15 protein-coding genes are annotated in these 19,266 nt (G+C 64.4%); 11 read left to right on the top strand and 4 right to left on the bottom strand.

Annotation, left to right across the window (positions count from 1 at the left end):
* The first annotated feature begins 6 nt into the window (after positions 1 to 6).
* The 3 genes from MPZ60_RS03325 (at position 7) to MPZ60_RS03315 (ending at position 2,577) form a co-directional block, all read left to right on the top strand.
* Positions 7 to 1,011: an LLM class flavin-dependent oxidoreductase gene (locus tag MPZ60_RS03325; RefSeq protein ID WP_034357339.1), complete on the top strand. Its 1,005-nt coding sequence runs from the start codon at positions 7 to 9 to the stop codon at positions 1,009 to 1,011.
* 126 nt (positions 1,012 to 1,137) lie between these two features.
* Positions 1,138 to 1,827, top strand: coding sequence for a YafY family protein (locus MPZ60_RS03320; protein WP_034357336.1), 690 nt, complete (start codon positions 1,138 to 1,140; stop codon positions 1,825 to 1,827).
* Between the two features lie 93 nt (positions 1,828 to 1,920).
* On the top strand, positions 1,921 to 2,577 hold the full coding sequence (locus MPZ60_RS03315) for a glutathione S-transferase family protein (protein WP_034357334.1): 657 nt from the start codon (positions 1,921 to 1,923) through the stop codon (positions 2,575 to 2,577).
* 71 nt (positions 2,578 to 2,648) lie between these two features.
* Here the strand turns inward: MPZ60_RS03315 and MPZ60_RS03310 are convergent, their stop codons facing one another.
* Complete coding sequence (locus MPZ60_RS03310) at positions 2,649 to 3,398, bottom strand: SDR family NAD(P)-dependent oxidoreductase (RefSeq protein ID WP_012836997.1); 750 nt, start codon at positions 3,396 to 3,398, stop codon at positions 2,649 to 2,651.
* Between the two features lie 160 nt (positions 3,399 to 3,558).
* On the opposite strand from MPZ60_RS03310, the gene gspF reads away from it, so the two are divergent.
* The 4 genes from gspF (at position 3,559) to MPZ60_RS03290 (ending at position 7,634) form a co-directional block, all read left to right on the top strand.
* Positions 3,559 to 4,782 (top strand): type II secretion system inner membrane protein GspF, encoded by a 1,224-nt coding sequence (gene gspF, locus MPZ60_RS03305; protein WP_003061898.1) that lies wholly within the window; start codon positions 3,559 to 3,561, stop codon positions 4,780 to 4,782.
* A 131-nt stretch (positions 4,783 to 4,913) separates the two neighbouring features.
* The gene (locus MPZ60_RS03300) at positions 4,914 to 6,116 is read left to right on the top strand and encodes an ammonium transporter (RefSeq protein ID WP_034357332.1); all 1,203 of its coding nucleotides are present in this window, start codon (positions 4,914 to 4,916) and stop codon (positions 6,114 to 6,116) included.
* 61 nt (positions 6,117 to 6,177) lie between these two features.
* On the top strand, positions 6,178 to 7,095 hold the full coding sequence (locus MPZ60_RS03295) for a 5'-nucleotidase (protein WP_003061895.1): 918 nt from the start codon (positions 6,178 to 6,180) through the stop codon (positions 7,093 to 7,095).
* 71 nt (positions 7,096 to 7,166) lie between these two features.
* Positions 7,167 to 7,634, top strand: coding sequence for an EF-hand domain-containing protein (locus MPZ60_RS03290; RefSeq protein WP_034357330.1), 468 nt, complete (start codon positions 7,167 to 7,169; stop codon positions 7,632 to 7,634).
* A gap of 65 nt (positions 7,635 to 7,699) precedes the next feature.
* On the opposite strand, the gene MPZ60_RS03285 is transcribed toward MPZ60_RS03290, so the two are convergent.
* The 3 genes from MPZ60_RS03285 to MPZ60_RS03275 form a co-directional block, all read right to left on the bottom strand.
* Positions 7,700 to 8,137, bottom strand: a complete 438-nt coding sequence (locus MPZ60_RS03285) for a hypothetical protein (RefSeq protein ID WP_034357327.1) — start codon at positions 8,135 to 8,137, stop codon at positions 7,700 to 7,702.
* 205 nt (positions 8,138 to 8,342) lie between these two features.
* Complete coding sequence (locus MPZ60_RS03280) at positions 8,343 to 8,834, bottom strand: DUF1854 domain-containing protein (protein WP_034357325.1); 492 nt, start codon at positions 8,832 to 8,834, stop codon at positions 8,343 to 8,345.
* Complete coding sequence (locus tag MPZ60_RS03275; RefSeq protein ID WP_034357324.1) at positions 8,831 to 11,128, bottom strand: ABC transporter ATP-binding protein; 2,298 nt, start codon at positions 11,126 to 11,128, stop codon at positions 8,831 to 8,833. The genes MPZ60_RS03280 and MPZ60_RS03275 overlap by 4 nt, the downstream gene beginning before the upstream one ends.
* Before the next feature lie 225 nt (positions 11,129 to 11,353).
* Between MPZ60_RS03275 and cphA (MPZ60_RS03270) the strand changes: the two genes are divergently transcribed.
* The 4 genes from cphA (MPZ60_RS03270) (at position 11,354) to MPZ60_RS03255 (ending at position 19,255) form a co-directional block, all read left to right on the top strand.
* Positions 11,354 to 13,534: a cyanophycin synthetase gene (gene cphA, locus MPZ60_RS03270; protein WP_034357689.1), complete on the top strand. Its 2,181-nt coding sequence runs from the start codon at positions 11,354 to 11,356 to the stop codon at positions 13,532 to 13,534.
* A gap of 96 nt (positions 13,535 to 13,630) precedes the next feature.
* Positions 13,631 to 16,201 carry a cyanophycin synthetase gene (gene cphA, locus MPZ60_RS03265; protein WP_034357321.1) on the top strand — a complete coding sequence of 857 codons (2,571 nt, stop codon included), beginning with the start codon at positions 13,631 to 13,633 and terminating at the stop codon, positions 16,199 to 16,201.
* 279 nt (positions 16,202 to 16,480) lie between these two features.
* Positions 16,481 to 16,855: a DUF2946 family protein gene (locus MPZ60_RS03260; protein ID WP_034357687.1), complete on the top strand. Its 375-nt coding sequence runs from the start codon at positions 16,481 to 16,483 to the stop codon at positions 16,853 to 16,855.
* Between the two features lie 84 nt (positions 16,856 to 16,939).
* Positions 16,940 to 19,255 carry a TonB-dependent receptor gene (locus tag MPZ60_RS03255; protein ID WP_034357319.1) on the top strand — a complete coding sequence of 772 codons (2,316 nt, stop codon included), beginning with the start codon at positions 16,940 to 16,942 and terminating at the stop codon, positions 19,253 to 19,255.
* The last annotated feature ends 11 nt before the right edge of the window (positions 19,256 to 19,266 follow it).

The raw sequence follows: 19,266 nt of genomic DNA, 5'->3' as shown, positions 1-19,266 counted from the left end.
ATCGCCATGAAATCCCTGAACAACGTCAAGCTGTCCATGCTGGACCTGGTCGCCGTGCGCGAAGGCGGAACGGTGGCCAATGCTCTGCAGATTGCCGTGCGCACCGCGCAGCAGGCTGAAAAGCTGGGCTTCACCCGCTACTGGCTGGCCGAGCACCACAATATGCCGGGCATTGCGAGTTCGGCCACGGCCGTGCTGATCGGCCACATCGCAGGCGCCACGCAGAGGATTCGTGTGGGCTCGGGCGGCATCATGCTGCCCAACCATGCTCCGCTGGTGGTGGCCGAGGCCTTCGGCACGCTGGCCGAGCTCTACCCGGGCCGCATCGACCTGGGCCTGGGCCGCGCGCCGGGCACCGACGGTGCGACCATGCGCGCCCTGCGTCGCGACCGCGTGGAGACCGAGGAGGACTTCCCGCGCGACGTACAGGAGCTGCAGCGCCTGCTGGGCGATCACCAGGACGGCGCCCGCATCATCGCCATGCCGGGCGCGGGCACGCATGTCCCGATCTGGCTGCTGGGCTCCAGTCTGTTCTCGGCCCAGCTGGCTGCACACATGGGCCTGCCCTACGCCTTTGCCTCGCACTTTGCGCCGCGCATGCTGCACCAGGCCCTGGCCCTGTATCGCCAGATGTTCAAGCCCAGTGCCACGCTGGCCAAGCCTTACGCGATTGTCGGCGTGCCCGTGATTGCAGCCCCCAGCGATGAAGAGGCGCGGTTTCTGGCCAGCAGCACCTATCAGCGCGTGCTCGGCATTCTGACCGGCAACCGCACCCGCCTCATGCCCCCGATACCGGACTTCTGGGAGCAGCTGGATGGGCGCGCCCAGGCGGCGATTGCCGATTTCCTGGCAGTGGGCGTCATCGGCGGCCCCGATACCGTGCGCCAGGGCCTGCAAAAGCTGGCCGACGAGACCCAGGCCGATGAATTCATGATCGTCAGCGATGTCTATGACGCCGAGCTGCGCCTGCGCAGCCTGGAGATCACGGCTGGCGCCATGAACTCCGCCTGAGCGGTCCTGGCAGCTCCCTCCTCTCTCGCTTCGCGGAAGGAGGGAGCTCAGGGGTAACGACAAACCGGCTGCCCTGGCATGAGAGCATGCCAAACTCCTGCGTCGTTCACCTCTCAGATTTCGCCCATGAGCCGTTCCGCCCGTCTGCTGCAATTGCTGGATACACTGCGCCGCGCCCGTCAGCCGCAGACCGGGCCCGAGCTGGCCCAGGCGCTGGGCATCAGCCTGCGCACGCTGTATCGCGATATTGCCACCTTGCGCACCCAGGGCGCCGACATCCTGGGCGACCCCGGCATAGGTTTCGAGATGCGGCCCGGCTTTCTGCTGCCGCCGCTGATGTTCAACGCCGACGAGCTGGAGGCCCTGCTGCTGGGCGCTCGCTGGGCCAGCCTGCAGGCCGATCCGCAACTGGCACAGGCCGCCACCGCCGCCATGGACCGCATACGCACAGCACTGCCGCTGGAGCTGCGCATTGCCGTCGATACCAGCGGCCTGCTGGTTCCCAATATGCAGAACGACCCGCCGCCCGAGCCCTGGCAGGCCGCGCTGCGCCGCGCCATCCGTGCCGAACACAAGGTCGTGCTGCATTACCGGGACCAGCATGGCGTGCCGAGCCAGCGCCTGGTCTGGCCGTTTGCCATGGCCTACTTCGAGCGCAGCCGCGTGGTCTCGGCATGGTGCGAGTTGCGCCAGGCCTTTCGTCACTTTCGCGCCGACCGCGTGGACGCGCTGGAGGATTTGGGCGAACGCTATCCACAGCGACGCCAGGCGCTGATACAGCGCTGGCTGGACGAAACCGGCTACACGCTGGATTGAACGGCGCTGCTGACAGAAACTGTCAGCCCCCGCTCCTACATTGGCTGCATGGCGTTTTTGCCATGTCACAACAGCCCGCCAAGGAGAGCCGCAATGTCCACACCTCAGCAACCCAAGCTGCGCTTTTTCAGCAACCCCAGATCACGCGCCCGCATGGTGCGCTGGATGCTGGAGGAATGCGGCGCCGACTATGAAACCGTTGACCTGGAATTCGGACCCGAGATGAAGTCGCCCGAGTACCTGTCCATCAACCCCATGGGCAAGGTCCCGGCGCTGCAGCATGGCGATGCCGTGGTCACCGAGACCGGAGCCATCCTCGCCTATCTGGCCGAGCTTTTTCCCGAGAAACGACTGGCCCCGGCAATGGGCAGCCCGGAACGGGCCAGCTACTTTCGCTGGCTGTTCTTTGTCGCCGGGCCGGTGGAGGCCGTCACAACCGCCCGCAACGAAGGCTGGCTGCAATCGCAAACTCATCAGCAGGCCATAAGCGCGGGCTTTGGTCGCTTTGACGATGTGCTGAACACATTGCTGCATGCGGTGGCCGGCAAACGCTATGTCTGCGGCGACCACTTCACGGCCGCCGATCTGTATCTGGCCAGCTATATCGGCTGGAGCATGATGGACGGCAGCTTGCCCAGGCGGCCCGAATTCGAGGCCTATGCCACGCCGCTGCTGCAGCGTGCAGCCTCGGTGCGCGCCGACGAGATCGACGGCGATATGCAAGCCGCCGCCATGGCGCCAGTCGTTTAAGGTTTTGGCCCGCAGCGCTTGCCAGTCAAGCGCAGGGCCATCAAAACCTATAGCAAACCGCTGCAGACCACTCAGCGCGCCAAGTAACCGCCGTCGACCGGGTAATAAGCGCCCGTCACAAACGACGCGCGGTCACTGGCCAGCCAGGCCACCAGCTCGGCGATCTCCTCGGGCTGGCCCAGCCGTCCCATGGGGTGGGCCGCCACCAGCGCCGCATGCGTGGCCGGGTCCTGCTCCAGACCGCTGATCATGGGGGTCTGGACAAAGCCCGGCCCCACGGCATTGATTCGCACGCCCCGGGCCGAATATTCGAGCGCTGCCGCCTTGGTCAGGCCCAGCACGCCATGCTTGGCCGCCGTATAGGCCGCAGAGTTGGCAAAGCCCACGGCGCCGAGTATGGACGCCATATTGATGATGGAGCCGCCACCGCCTTGCAGCATGGCGGCAATCTGGTATTTGCAGGCATAGAAGACACCCGAGAGATTGACGCGCAGCACCTGCTCCCAGGCATCGAGTGGATAGTCGGCGGTTGGCGCGCTGGCTCCGCCGATGCCGGCGTTGTTGCAGGCCACGTCCAGCCTGCCGAAGTGGCGCATGGTCAGGGCCACCAGCGCTTCATGATCCGCCGGGCTGCCGGCGTCGGCGCGCAGATACAGTGCCTCGGCACCCAGCTCGCGCACCAGGGCCGCGCTCTCCTGGCCCTGCTCCTCGTTGAGGTCGGCCAGCACCACCCGCGCGCCTTCCCTGGCCCATGTCAGCGCCACACAACGGCCTATGCCGGATGCAGCCCCCGTCACCAATGCAACCTTGTCCTTGAGCATCGAAACCTCGCATTCTTGAATCGGCAGACCATTGTGCCGACCTCAGCCGCGGCAGTCCTGACCTGCGTCAAGCCGGGTTCGCTCTCTCAAACGCCGAAGTGCTGACATCATTAGTCGCTACTATCTGCACTAACTCCTCACCCGTCAGATCGATTCGCGCATGCCCGCCTTTACCTTTGAAGCCCTGGATGCCCAGGGCCAGACCCGCAAGGGCACCCTGGAAGCCGACAACGCCCGTGCCGCGCGCAGCCAGCTGCGCAGCCAGGCCCTGGTGCCGCTGCAGGTCGAGCCCGTCGCCGCAGGCAAGGGCCAGGGCCGCACCGGCGCTTCCGGATGGTTCACGCGCCCGGTCTTCAACTCCACCAGCCTCGCGGTATGGACCCGCCAGCTCTCGGGGCTGGTCAGCTCCGGCCTGCCCATAGAACGCGCACTGGCTGCGCTGTCCGAGGAAGCCGAGGACGAACGCCAGCATCAGCTGGTCGCAGCGCTGAGGGCCGAGGTCAATGCCGGCTCCAGCTTTGCCAGGGCGCTGGAACAGCATCCACGCGAGTTTTCCGATATCTTTTGCGCCGTGATCGGCGCCGGTGAATCCAGCGGCAGCCTGGGTCCGGTGCTGGAAAACCTGGCCGACGACCTGGAGGCGCGCCAGGCCTTGCAGTCCAAGCTCATCGGCGCCTCGCTGTATCCGGCCATCGTGACGCTGGTGGCCATCGTCATCGTGATCTTTCTGGTCAGCTATGTGGTGCCGCAGGTGGCCGGCGTGTTTGCCGGCACCAAGCGTGCGCTGCCGTTTCTCACCGTGGTCATGCTCGGCATCAGCGACTTTGTGCGCCACTACGGCTGGCTCATGCTGGCCGTGCTGCTGCTGGCTGCCGTGGGCTTTCGGCTGGCGCTCAGGAACGAGGCGTTTCGCGAGCGCTTCGATGCCCAGTGGCTGCGTCTGCCGCTCATAGGCCGGCTCTCGCGCAGCTATAACGCAGCGCGCTTTGCCGGCACTCTGGCCATGCTCGCCGGAGCGGGCGTGCCCATTCTCAAGGCCTTGCAGGCTGCGGCCGAGACGCTCAACAACCGCGCCCTGCGCGCCGATGCCATGGATGCGCTGGTGCTGGTGCGCGAAGGCGCGCCACTGGCCTCGGCCCTGGCTCAGAAGAAGCGCTTTCCGGGCCTGGTCGCCATGTTCGCCCGGCTGGGCGAGCAGACGGGCCAGCTGCCGCTGATGCTGCAGCGTGCCGCCACCCAGCTGTCCACCGAGGTCCAGCGCCGTGCCATGCACCTGGCCACGATCCTCGAGCCGCTGCTCATCGTCGTCATGGGACTGGTGGTCATGCTCATCGTGCTGGCCGTGCTCATGCCCATCATCCAGCTCAACCAGTTCGTCAAATAGGCCGGCCGCGCCCGCAACGGTGCGGAAGCACCCACTCCAGCCTGGCGCAATTCTTGCTTTCTTTTAGTGCATTGCGGGTTTTTTACGCAATTTCGCACCAATAAATAGCAAATTTCAGCTGGAGCGTTTTCATGCAAGCACTAAAACAGGGCGCGGATGCCCTGTTCATTCTGATGGGCGCCGTCATGGTCCTGGCCATGCACGCCGGTTTCGCCTTCCTGGAGCTGGGCACCGTGCGCCGCAAGAACCAGGTCAATGCCCTGGTCAAGATCCTGGTCGACTTCTCGGTCTCCACCGTGGTCTATTTCGCGCTCGGCTATGGCGTGGCCTACGGCACGCACTTTTTCGTGGGTGCCGAGCAGCTGACGACACTCAACGGCTACGGCCTGGTCAAGTTCTTCTTTCTGCTGACCTTCGCGGCCGCCATTCCCGCCATCATCTCGGGCGGCATTGCCGAACGCGCCAAGTTCTGGCCCCAGCTGATCGCCACGGCCATGATCGTGGGCCTGATCTACCCCTTCTTCGAGGGCATTGCCTGGAACCAGCATTTCGGCGTGCAGGCCTGGATCAAGGCGCTGACCGGTGCCGAGTTCCACGACTTTGCCGGCAGCGTGGTGGTCCACGCCGTGGGCGGCTGGATCGCTCTTGGCGCCGTGCTGCTGCTGGGTCCGCGCAGCAATCGCTACCGCCAGGGCGGAGCGATCGCCGCCACGCCCCCCTCCAGCATTCCCTTCCTGGCGCTGGGAGCCTGGATTCTGATCGTGGGCTGGTTCGGCTTCAATGTGATGAGTGCCCAGAGCCTGGACAAGATCTCCGGTCTGGTCGCCGTGAACTCGCTAATGGCCATGGTGGGCGGCACGCTGGCTGCCCTGGCGGTGGGCAAAAACGACCCGGGCTTTGTGCACAACGGCCCGCTGGCCGGTCTGGTTGCCGTCTGCGCGGGCTCGGATCTGATGCACCCTCTGGGGGCACTGGTCGTGGGGGCTGCCGCCGGCGCCATCTTTGTCTTCATGTTCACGCTGACGCAGAACAAATGGAAGATCGACGATGTGCTGGGCGTGTGGCCGCTGCACGGTCTGTGCGGCGCCTGGGGCGGCATTGCAGCCGGCATCTTCGGCACGCAGGCACTGGGCGGGCTTGGCGGCGTACATCCGATGGCCCAGCTCATAGGCACGCTGATGGGCGTGGCCTGGGCAGCGCTCGGCGGCCTGCTGGTCTATGGCCTGCTCAAGAAAACCATGGGGCTGCGCCTGAGCCAGGAGCAGGAATTCGACGGCGCCGATCTGTCCATACACCATATCAGTGCCACGCCCGAGCGCGAAGCCAACTGGTGAGGGCGCGGCGGCCTGCGTATCATCGGAGCTTGTCTGCACATCCGCTCAAAGCCGTACCGCCATGGCCATGACCCTGAACGACAAGCTCGTCGTCGCCATCTCCTCGCGAGCCCTGTTCGATTTCGAGGAGGAAAACCGCCTCTTCGAGGACAGCGACCCGGCGACCTATCTGCGCTTGCAGCGCGAGCGGCTGAACGTGCCTGCCGCGCCCGGCGTGGCCTTCTCGCTGGTCAAGAAGCTGCTGGCCTTCAACACCGAGGCACAGCAGCATGTGGAAGTGGTGCTGCTCTCGCGCAACGACCCCGTCAGCGGCATGCGCGTCTTCCGCTCGGCCCAGGCCCACGGCCTGCACTCCATACAGCGCGGCGTATTCACCCAGGGGCGCGACCCCTTCGGCTATCTGCGTCCGCTGGGAGCCCAGCTGTTTCTCTCGGCGAATGCCGATGACGTGACCCAGGCACTGCAGCTGGGCTACCCGGCAGCCCATGTGTTCACCGACTCCATGCGCGCCAGCAGCAGCCATCCGCGCGAAGTGCGCATCGCTTTCGACGGCGATGCCGTGCTGTTTTCCGACGAGGCCGAGCGCATCTTCCAGGCCCAGGGCCTGGAGGCTTTCCAGCAACATGAGCTGGAGAAAGCCGCCCAGCCGCTGCCCGAAGGCCCGTTCAAGCCGCTGCTGGCCGCCCTGCACCGGCTGCAGCAGGCAGATGTGGCCGGCATGCGCGTGCGCACGGCGCTGGTCACGGCGCGCAGCGCCCCGGCCCATGAACGCGCGCTCAATACGCTGATGGACTGGAAGATCGATGTCGATGAAGCCATGTTCCTCGGCGGACTGGCCAAGGGCGGGTTTCTGCGCGAGTTCGAGCCCGATTTCTTCTTCGACGACCAGACCGGCCATGTACGCAATGCGGCCGGGCATGTTCCCTCGGGCCATGTGCGCAGCGGCATTGCCCATGACAAGGCGGCGCTGCCTACGTAAAGCTTGGCAAAGTCCGGCAAGCGAATGCAAAACTTTGAAAGTGCGGCGGGACAGTGCTTGAGAATGCCGTCATGGCCCTCACCTGTACCGCTATGTCAAAAGCCAAGAAACACCCCTTCGTCGCGCGCAGCAGCTCGGTCATGAAGACCGCCATGGGCGTGCTGCTGACCAGCGCCGTGCTGCTGCTGCCCACGGTGCGCGCCGAGGAAACTGCCGGCGACAAGATGGCGGAAAGACAGGGAACCCAGCTCTCCAAGGGCGAGATCAAGGCCCAGCAGCAGTTCAAGATGCTGGACTTCAACCAGGATGGCAAGCTCAGCCGCAAGGAAGTGGCCATCATCCCCAAGCTGGCCGCCGCCTTTGACGAAACCGACACCAACAAGGACGGCTTCGTCACCTATGAGGAAGTGCGCGCCTTTGCCGTCAAATACCGTGCAGCGCGTGAAAAGGCCAAGGCCGCGGAAGCCGTGGCAGCTGCATCAGCCAAGGACGACGCTCACAAATCAGAAGCTGACAGCGCTGATCCTGAAAGCAAATAAGATATAAAAATAGCTGAAGCGCTTGAATATCAAGCGCAATCAGCTCTCAAAATAAAAGCAATCGCTTACTTGGCGTTGCCGCTGCGCTTTATCCGGGGCTCGGAATAAGTCAGCGGCTCATTGCGCGCCGTCTGCTTGCTCTGCAGCAGATCTTCCGACTTGCTGGTTTCCTGCGCCTGCTCCACCGCCTGGGCACTGGCGCGCCACATGGACTGGATGAACTCGATCAGCTGCTTGGAGATCGGCTCCTTGGGTGGCTCCTCGACCTCCTCCTTTTGCTTGACCTCCTCGGCCAGCGTCCAGTCTCGGTTCTCGGTATCGGGAGCCGAGGGCTTCTCGGGCTCGCGCACCGTGCGGCCCTCGCCGATCTTGTCCACCGACTCCGTCGCATTCACCGCATTCACGGGGCGCACCGGCGCGGCGCCAGAGGCGCCTGTGGAATACAAATCCGCACCCTGGGTACGCCAGGGCGTCTGTGTCCGGTCTAGAGGTGGAATTTGCATGGCTTGGCCCTCGGCAGTAAAAAGGTGCAGGCGGAAAATCAGCTATCTCGCCCTGTTATCGGCCACGCTTGAGAAAACTGTAGGATTATTTTCAATCCTATTTTGATAGCTATTAGTCTATATATATCAAGCACCACTGCGCAATTTGATACAAAAAAGGGCCTCGCGATTATGCGAAGCCCTTGAAATAGTCGCGCTGCGCAGCTTACAGAAAGCGCTCCAGCAGCTTGCGCGAATGCCTGTCCAGCTTGCTGCTGTCGGGAATCCGATATTGCACGCCATCCTGGCCCGTGATCTGCAGTCGGGTGCGCCCGGCCAGCTTGCGGATGTCTTCCTCGGCCTTGAGCACCATCTGCGTCAGACCGCGATCCGTCTGCAGCTCCCAGGTGCTGGGGGTGGAGAAACTCGAGACCTTGAGAATGCGCTCTATGGTCGGCACAAACTCCCGCACTGCCAGGTCCTGCTCGATCAGCTGACGATGCTCGGGCTGCAGGTCGGCCATGCGGGCCACCCACAGCGCTTCCTTGCCATCGGAGGCGATCAGCGACAGCCCTTCGGCAGGCGCGGCAATCGGAAATGCACGCACGGGAACGACGGCTTCGTAGACCAGGCCGTTGCCCAGGGTCAGCACCAGACGGCCATGGGCGTTGCGCTCCAGCTGCATGCCGCTCAGATTGGATTGGGGAGCTTCGATCATTGTGTTTCCTTGGTCTGCAGCTTGAGGCCGGCCGCTTGCGCATCCTCTTCGGCACGACGTGCCTGCGCGTCGTACAGGCGGAAGTAATGGCCCTTGAGATCCATCAGCTCGTCGTGCGGGCCGACTTCGACGATCTCGCCACGATCCATGACCACCAGACGGTCGGCCTTGCGCAAGGTGGACAGGCGGTGGGCAATGGCGATCGTGGTGCGCCCCTGGACCAGATTGTCCAGCGCCTTCTGGATCTCCTTTTCGGTCTCGGTATCCACGGCCGAGGTGGCTTCGTCGAGGATCAGGATGCGCGGATCGATCAGCAGCGCACGCGCGATGGAGATACGCTGGCGCTCGCCACCCGACAGGCCCTGGCCGCGCTCGCCGACCAGGGAGTCATAGCCGTGGGGCAGGCGCAGGATGAACTCGTGAGCATGGGCGGCACGCGCCGCGGCCACGATTTCCTCGCGCGTGGCATCGGGCTTGCCGTAGGCGATGTTCTCGGCGATCGTGCCGAAGAACAGGAAGGGCTCCTGCAGCACCAGGCCGATATTGCTGCGGTAGTCGGACACGGACATGCGGCGCACGTCCACGCCGTCGAGCTGGATGGAGCCCTCGGAGACGTCGTAGAAACGGCAGATCAGATTGACCAGGGTGCTCTTGCCCGAGCCGCTGTGGCCGACCAGTCCGATCATCTCGCCGGGCTTGATCTCCAGGTTCAGATGCTTGATGACGGCACGGCTGCCGTAGCGAAAGCCCACATCCTCCATGGTGATGGCACCCTTGGCCTTGCCGGGCAGCTTCACGGGGTTGCTGGGCTCGGGCACATTGCTGACATGGTCGAGGATGTCGAAGATGCGCTTGGCACCGGCTGCAGCCTTCTGCGTGACCGAGACAATGCGGCTCATCGAATCCAGGCGGGTATAGAAACGGCCGATATAGGCGATGAAGGCGGTCAGCACACCGACCGTGATGGAGCCGCCGGCCACCAGATAGATGCCGAAGCCCCAGACCACCAGAATGCCGACCTCTGTCAGCAGCGTTACCGTGGGGGTGAACAGCGACCAGGTCTTGTTGACCTTGTCGTTGGCCTGCAGATTGATCAGATTGGCGTCGGCAAAGCGGTCGGCTTCACGCTTTTCCTGTGCGAAGGCCTTGACCACGCGGATACCGGGAATGGTGTCGGCCAGCACATTGGTCACCTCGGACCAGACGCGGTCTATCTTCTCGAAGCCCGTGCGCAGACGGTCGCGCACGGTATGGATCATCCAGGCGATGAAGGGCAGCGGCACCAGCGTGACCAGCGCCAGCCAGGGGTTGATGGAGAACAGGATGGCCGATGTCATCACGATCATCAGCACATCGGTTGCAAAATCAAGTGCGTTGAGCGACAGAAACAGATTGATGCGATCGGTTTCGGCACCGATACGCGCCATCAGATCCCCCGTGCGCTTGCTGCCGTAGTAGTCCACTGACAGGTTCAGCAAGTGGTTGTAGGTGGTGGTGCGCAGATTGGAGCCTATGCGCTCGGACACCTTGGCCAGCACGAAAGTACGTGCCCAGCCCAATGCCCAGGCCAGCAGCGCCGACAGCAGCAGCATGCCCAGATAGAAGAAAACCAGATCCCGGTCGATTTTTTCACCGTTCTGGAACGGAATCAGGATCTTGTCCATCAGCGGGATGGTCAGATAAGGCGCCACCAACTGGGCCGCCGTGGTGGCCAGGGTCAGCAAGAAGCCCAGCAGCAGCTGGCCCTGATAGGGTTTGGCAAAACGCCACAGGCGCAGCAGCACCCAGGTGGAGGTCTGGGGCGCCTGCTGGCGTGCGCAGGCCGGGCATTCGTCGGTATCGGGCGGCAACGCCATGTGGCAGACCGGGCAACGCGCCACATCCTCTTCGCTGACCGCGCTATAGGCCTCCTGACGGGCGATGCGCTCGCGCTGGCGGTCGAACTGCTGCATCAGCTGCAGCATGGAGGTCTGATGCTTCAGCGTGATCAGCCACTGTGCAAGACGCGCGCTCCTGTCATGCAGTTCCAGGTTGCCCACACCGCCATGATCCTGCAGGCGCAGGCTTTGATCTACCGCCAGGGCCCATTCACGCCACTGCTGGGTCTTGGGATCGCAGGCCAGCAGACGCTCCTGGGTCAGTGCCAGCAGGCCGCTGCCGAACTGCAAATCCGCACTCAGGTCAACCGGGACGACGGCTAATACGTTTTCATGTTCAGCGAGTCTTGCTCGCAGCTCGCCCCCCAGGGGGCCGGCAAAGACTGCCGAGGCGTCCACAGTATGGTGATGTTGCATGTTGAGTTATTTTTCTCCGCCGATGGCGGCTCCAAGAGTCATGCGGGCAACCGCATCGGCATGGTGAATATGGCTGCGCCTGACGTCCGATATATCCTGGTTAACGCGCGAACCTGCATTTAGGCTGACAAGCTTCACAATGCAGATTCTGGGCGCACAATGCCAACCTATCAGGGGCAGGAGTTTAAGAAAACCTGCTCTCCTCATTCCTATCCGCTGATCAACATGGCGAAATTCAACGACATCCAACTCTTGCGCACAACTTTCCTGCGTGGCCCCAGTGTCTGGACCTACCGCCCGGTACTGGAGGTCTGGCTGGATCTGGGAGAGCTGGAAGACTATCCGTCCAACAAGATTCCCGGCCTCAACGAGCGCCTGACCAGTTGGCTGCCCGACCTGATCGAGCACACCTGCGGCGTCGGCGAGCGCGGTGGCTTCATCCAGCGCCTGGAAGGCGGCACCTGGATGGGTCATGTGATGGAGCATGTCATCATCGAGCTGCTGAACCTGGCCGGCATGCCCGCCGAGTTCGGTCAGACCCGCGAAATTTCCAGACGCGGCGTGTACCGCATGGTGTTCCGCTGCCCCGAAGAGGCCGTGGCCCGCGTAGCACTGGAATATGGGCACAAGCTGCTGATGGCGGCCATCAATGACGAGCCGTTCGACCTCAAGCCCGCCGTGCATGCCATCAAGACGGCCATCAACGACCGCTACCTGGGCCCCTCGACAGGCTGCATCGTCGATGCCGCCAGCGAGCGCCGCATCCCCCATATCCGCCTCAACGACGGCAACCTGGTGCAGCTGGGTTATGGCGCGGCACAGCGCCGCATCTGGACCGCAGAGTCCGACCAGACCAGCGCCATCGCCGAAGGCATTGCCCAGGACAAGGACTTCACCAAGCGCCTGCTGGCCGCCTGCGGCGTGCCCGTGCCAGAAGGCCAGATCGTGGCATCGCCCGAAGAAGCCTGGGAAGTGGCGCAGGACATCGGCTTTCCCGTGACCGTCAAGCCCTCGGACGGCAACCATGCCCGTGGCGTGACCCTGGAGCTGTCCAAGGAAGCGGACATCAAGGCCGCGTTTGCACTGGCCCAGCCCGAAGGCTCGGACGTGATCGTCGAAAAATTCATCGACGGCGTGGAGCACCGCCTGCTGGTCGTGGGCGGCAAGGTGGTGGCAGCGACCAAGGGCGAGACGGTTTCCGTCTACGGCAATGGCAATGCCACGCTGCGCGAGCTGGTGGAAGTGCTGAACCAGGACCCGCGCCGCGGCCCCGAGCAGGAATACCCGCTGGACTGGATCAATCTGGAAGCCGGTGCCGTCAAGCTGGAACTCAATCGCCAGCATGTGACGCCCGACAGCGTGATTCCCCAGGGTCAGGGCGTGCTGCTGCAGCGCAACGGCAATATGGCCATCGACTGCCTGGACGATGTACACCCCGACGTGGCTTACTACGCCGTGCTGGCCGCCAAGATCGTTGGCCTCGACATTGCCGGCATGGACATGATCCTCAAGGACGTCTCCCAGCCCATGCAGGGCCAGGGCGCGATCCTGGAAGTCAACGCCGGCCCCGGCCTGTTGATGCACCTCAAGCCCACCAGCGGCGCACCGCGTCCCGTGGGCATGGCGATTGCCGACCATCTCTTCCCCCGCGAAGACGGTGCCGGCGCCGGTCGCATCCCCGTGGTCGGCATTGTGGGCACACGCAACAACGCCTTCATTTCGCGCCTGGTCGGCTGGCTGCTGCAGCTGTCGGGCAAGCTGACCGGCGTGGCCAGCAGCGAAGGCATGTTCCTCGCCAATCGCCATACGCAAAAGACCAATACCGCCAACTGGGCCGGAGCCCATCGTCTGCTGACCAACCGTCTGGCCGAAGCCGCCGTCATCCAGACCACGGCCCGTTCCATTCTGGAAGAAGGCCTGGCCTATGACCGCTGCCTGGTCGGCGTGGTCACCGACATGGACGGCTACGAGCAACTGGCCGATCACGATGTGCTGGAGCCCGGCCAGATGCGCCGCGTGATGCGCACCCAGATCGACGTGGTGCTGGACGAAGGCGCGGGCGTGCTCAACGCCGACCTGCCCGAAGTGGCCGATCTGGCCGAGCTCTGCGACGGCGAAGTCATTCTGTACGCCACCGGCGCCGAGAATGAATTTGTCGCCGCCCACCGCGCCAACACCGAAGCCCGTCATGAAGGTGGCCGCGCCGTCTTCCTCAAGGGCAATAACGTGGTGCTGGCCACAGGCACGCAGGAGCGTGTGCTGGGCACGCTGGAAGCGCTGTCCCTGGCCGGCGGCAAACGCCCCGACACCAGCGCGCTGCTGGCTGCGATTGCCTCCGCCTGGGCGCTGGACATCACGCCCGAGCTGATCGGCGCCGGCATCAAGACCTTTGAATACCAGGCTTGATTGCCCCATAAAACGCTTCAACAGATATAGCTGCTGACGCTTTCCTCACAAGCGTCAGACCAAGAAAAAGCTTGAAATCCAGCTGAAAGAAACACTATGCAGATCACTCGCAACCGAGCCTTGCGCGGCCCCAACCTCTGGACCCGCAGCACAGCCATCGAAGCCATCGTGCACTGCGAAGACAGCGAGCTGCTGTACACCGCCATGCCCGGCTTTGAAGAAAAGCTGCGTGCGCGTTTCCCCACCATCGGTACGCTGCAGCCGCATGGCGCAGACCAGCGCCTGTCGCTGGCCCATGTGCTGGAAGTTGCTGCCCTGTCGCTGCAGGCACAGGCGGGCTGCCCGGTCACCTTCAGCCGCACCCACGAGACCGTGGAGCAAGGCACCTTCCAGGTGGTGGTCGAGTACACCGAAGAATCCGTGGGCAAGCTGGCCATGGAGCGTGCCGAAGCCCTGATTCAGGCGACATTGAACGACACGCCCTTCGACGCCGACGCCACGATTGCCGAGCTGCGCGAGCTGGACGAGGACGAGCGTATCGGCCCCTCGACCGGCGCCATCGTCGATGCCGCCGTGGCGCGCGGCATTCCCTTCCGTCGCCTGACCACCGGTTCGCTGGTGCAACTGGGCTGGGGTTCGCGCGCCCGCCGCTTCCAGGCCGCCGAGATCGACTCCACCAGCGCCGTGGCCGAATCCATTGCGCAGGACAAGGATCTGACCAAGCGCCTGCTGCATGCAGCCGGCGTGCCCGTGCCCATGGGCCGTCCCGTCACCGACGTGGAAGACGCCTGGGCCGTGGCCCAGGAAGTGGGTCTGCCCGTGGTGGTCAAACCCCAGGACGGCAACCAGGGCAAGGGCGTGGTGGTGAACATCACCACCCGCGAAGGCCTGGAGGCTGCTTACAAGACCGCCAGCGAATTTGGCGACGAGATCCTCGTCGAGCGCTTTTTGCCCGGCCATGACTTTCGCATGCTGGTCGTCGGCGGCCAGTTGGTCGCTGCCGCCCGCCGCGAGCCTCCCCAGGTGCTGGGCGACGGCCAGCACACCATCCGCGAGCTGGTGAACATCGTCAACCAGGACCCGCGCCGCGGCTCGGGGCACGGCACGGCGCTGACCAAGGTGCGGCTGGACGACATCGCCATCGCCCGCATCGCCAGTGAAGGCCTGACGCCTGACAGCGTTCCCGCCCAGGGCCAGCGCGTGGTGCTGCGCAACAACGCCAATCTGTCCACCGGCGGCAGCGCCACCGATGTGACCGATGACGTGCATCCCGAAATCGCCGCCCGCGCCATCGAGGCCGCACAGACCATAGGCCTGCATATCTGCGGCGTGGACGTGGTCTGCGAAACCATGCTCAAGCCTCTGGAAGAGCAAAGTGGCGGCATCGTGGAAGTCAACGCCGCTCCCGGCCTGCGCATGCACCTGGCGCCCTCCTTCGGCCGTCCCCGCAATGTGGGCGTGCCCATGGTGGACGAGCTGTTCGCGCCCGGCGACGACGGCCGCATCCCCCTGGTCGCCGTCACCGGCACCAACGGCAAGACCACGACCACGCGCGTGATCGCCCATCTGTTCACCTCGCATGGCTGGCGCACTGCCATGACCAACACCGATGGCGTGTACGTCAACGGTCGCCAGATCGACAGCGGCGACTGCTCGGGCCCCAAGAGTGCGCGCAACGCCCTGGCCCACCCCGAGACCGATGCGGCTGTGCTGGAATGCGCACGCGGCGGCATCTTGCGTGAAGGCCTGGGCTTTGACCGCTGCCAGGTCGCCGTGGTCACCAATGTGGGCGAAGGCGACCACCTGGGCCTGAACTTCATCACCACCAAGGAAGATGTCAGCGTTCTCAAGCGCGTCATCGTGCAGAACGTGGCTTCCACGGGCTATGCCGTGCTCAATGCCGCCGATCCACTGGTCGCGGCCATGGCCCATGTCTGCCCCGGCAAGGTCATCTTCTTTGCCGCCGACCGCCACCACCCCGTCATGGCCACGCACCGTGCCCAGGGCAGCCGCGTGGTCTATGTCGATGGCGACGCCATCGTGGCCGCAGAAGGTTCCTGGCGCGAGAGCATCGCGCTGCGCGACATTCCGCTGACCCGTAACGGCACCATCACCTTCCAGGTGGAAAACGTCATGGCATCCATCGGCGCCGCATGGGCCGCAGGCCTGCCCTGGCAGACCATTCGCCGTGGTCTGGCCGGCTTCCTCAACGACAGCGACAACGCCCCCGGCCGCTTCAATGTGATGGACTACAAGGGCGCCACCATCATTGCCGACTACGGCCACAACCCCGACGCCATCCGCGCGCTGTCGCAGGCCGTGGAAGCCATGCCCGCCAAGCGCCGCAGCGTGGTGATCTCGGGCGCCGGCGATCGCCGCGACCAGGACATCACCGAACAGACCCAGATCCTGGGCAAGGTGTTCGATGATGTGGTGCTCTATCAGGACGCCTGCCAACGTGGCCGCGTGGATGGTGAAGTGCTGGCCCTGCTGAAAAAGGGCCTGGAAGGCGCGCCGCGCACCAGCTACAGCACAGAGATCCATGGCGAGTTCCTCGCCATCGACCATGCCCTGGCCCGCCTGCAGCCCGGCGACCTGTGCCTGGTGCTGGTGGATCAGGTGGAAGAGGCTCTGGAACATCTGCGCAAGCATGTGAATGGACAGTGACCCCCTGAGGCGCTGACGCGCCTTCCCCCTGAGGGGGACGACGGCCTCGCCGCGAGGCGGCTCTTGCTTGCCATCTCTCGCTTGAGCGAGTGCCTATATTCCAGCCCAGGAGCCGTGCATGAACCCTCGGCACCTCCATACCGACCCGGCCTTGCGCCGGGTTCTGTATTTGAAGTCACAGCACTTTGCACCTGCGGCATGGCTTGCGCGGCGGTTTTCACGCATGGTCTGAGGCGGCAGACGACGTATGATGCGGACGCATATCAGCACCGCACACCCATGACCTTGCAACAGCTTCGCCGCATTGCCACCTGCCTGCTGGGCCGGTGCGTGCTGGCATGGATGGCACTGTCCATGGGGGTGGCGGCAGCCGCGCCGCTGATCCAGTCTCAGGGGTTTGAGCTGATCTGCACCAGCACCGGCGCGGTCAAGCTGATCGTCAAGGGCGAAGACGGCGGCAGTGCCCTGGGTGCGGGCCACCTCGATTGCCCCATGTGCCTGCCCCATGCAGCACCGCCTCCGCCCGCGCTGCAGCTGCCGCCGCCTACCGAGTCGCCGCTGTGGCATGCGCTGCAGCCCGTGCAGCGGGCGCGCATCGCCTCACTCACCGCAGCCCCCCTGCCTGCGCGCGGACCGCCTCCCGTTTACCTCTGAACCATTTCAGGCTCTAGCGCAGTTCCGATCTGCGCTGGCCGCAATCAGATTCATAGGGACAACCACGTCCCAAGGTAAGCATTCATGAAACAGATTTTTCTGCCGCTGGTGGTCAGTGGTATTGCATGGCCGTGCCTGGCCCAGACCTCAACCGATTCCGCCGACCTGCCTGAGCGCTCCAAGACCCTGGGCGTGGTCACCGTCAACGGCGGCCAGCCCAGCTCGCTGCCCACGCAGATTCCGACCACCATCGAAGGCATCACGCGCGAGGAGATAGAGACCCGCATCAATGCCACCGACAGCGAGGATGCCCTCAAATATCTGCCCAGCCTGCTGGTGCGCAAGCGCTATATCGGCGACTACAACCACGCCATCCTCTCTACCCGCGCTTCGGGCACGGGCAATAGCGCGCGCTCGGCCGTCTATGCCGACGGCATTTTGCTGTCCAACTATCTGGGCAATGGCATTGCCAACGGCAGCAACTATGCGCCGCGCTGGGGCCTGGTGACGCCTGAGGAGATCGAACGCGTCGATGTCATGTACGGCCCGTTCTCGGCCGCCTACCCCGGCAACTCCGCCGGTGCCGTGGTGGACTATGTGACGCGCATGCCCGACAAGCTCGAAGCCCATGTGGCCGCCGGCTATTCCCACCAGAATGCCGACGTTCTGGGCAGCAGCGGCAATTACCGCAGCTGGAATACCAGCGCCTCCATCGGCAGCAGAAGCGGCGACTGGTCGTACTGGATCAACCTGAGTCGCAGCGACAGCCAGGGCCAGCCCATGACCTTCCCCACCGTGCTGCAGTCCGCCGGCGTGGCGGGCGGTGCCGGCACGCCCGTGACCGGGGCGATTGCCGGGCTCAACACCACCAACCAGCCCTGGTACATCCTGGGCGCGGGCACGCAGTACCGCACCCGGCAGGATCACGCCAAGATCAAGCTGGCCTACGACATCACGCCCACGCTGCGCGCCAGCTACACCCTGGGCTGGTGGCAGAACAGCGCCAAGGGCAACTCCGAGACCTATCTGCGCGGGCCGGACGGCCAGCCGGTGTACAGCGGCAACATCAATATCGACGGCAAGACCTACAAGCTGGCCGACACCGCCTTCGGCCTGAGCCAGGACCAGCAGACACACACCATGCATGGCATCTCGCTCAAAAGTCATGCCCAGGGCGAGTTTGACTGGGAGCTCAGCGCCAGCCTGTACGACTACGGCAAGGACCAGCAGCGCGTGCCCACCGTAGCCCAGCCGGCTGCCAATCTGGGCGGCAAGGGCACGCTGCAGGATCAGGACGGCACGGGCTGGAACACGCTGGCAGCCAAGGGCACATGGCGACAGAACGACATACTGGGCCTGCAGGGCACACATATCGTGGACTTCGGCCTGGGCCGCGACTCCTACCGGCTGAACATCAGCAAATACAACGTGCTGGGCGACTGGCAGTCCGGCCCGGCCAACGAGCAGGCTGTCGTCAGCCAGGTCGGCGGCAGAGCCGAGACCCGCTATGCCTGGGCACAGGACAGCTGGCAGCTGGCCAGGGACTGGAAGGCTGTGCTGGGCCTGCGCTGGGAGGACTGGACGGCCAGCCAGGGCCATACCGCCACGGCCAGCAGCCAGCTGAGTTACGCCCAGCGCAGCGAATCGCATTTCTCGCCCAAGGCCGCGCTGGCCTACCAGCTGGCCCGCCACACCACGCTCAAGGCATCGCTGGGCCGCGCCGTGCGCTTTCCCACCGTGGGCGAGCTGTATGGCGCGACTTCGGGCGGTGCGCTGTCCTTCATCAACGACCCGAATCTGAAACCTGAAAAATCCTGGACGGGCGAGCTGACGGCCGAGCAGGATCTGGGCAATGGTTTGCTTCGCGCCACCTGGTTCCACGAGCGCACGCGCGATGCGCTCTACAGCCAGCTGATTCCCGGCACCACCATCTCTGCGGTGCAGAACGTGGATCAGGTCCGTACCTCGGGGCTGGAACTGGCTTACTCGGCGCAGTCGGTGTGGATTCGCGGGCTTGACCTGGGCGGCAGCCTGACCTGGGCCAATTCGCGCATCACGGCCAATGCAGCCAACCCGGCCAGCGTCGGCAAATGGCAGCCGCGCGTGCCGCGCTGGCGTGCCACGGCCTGGGCCACCTACAAGCCCGATGAACGCTGGGCCTTCACGGTGGCGGCGCGCTACAGCGGGCGCCAGTACTCGAATCTGGACAACAGCGATGTCCATGCCGACACCTATATGGGTGCCAGCCAGTACTTCAGCGTCGATCTGCGGGCCCGCTATCAGATCGACAAGCAGTTGTCGGCCGCCTTTGGCATAGACAACGCCAACAATGCCAGGTACTGGAACTTCCATCCCTATCCGCAGAGAAGCTTTAGCGCCTCCCTGCGCTGGGATCTTTAGACGCCAGCGGC

This window comes from Comamonas sp. 7D-2, assembly GCF_022749555.1.
GTDB classification, from domain to species: domain Bacteria; phylum Pseudomonadota; class Gammaproteobacteria; order Burkholderiales; family Burkholderiaceae_C; genus Comamonas; species Comamonas thiooxydans.
The sequence above is the reverse complement of the archived record's forward strand: the minus strand, read 5'-3'. Positions and strand labels throughout refer to the sequence as shown.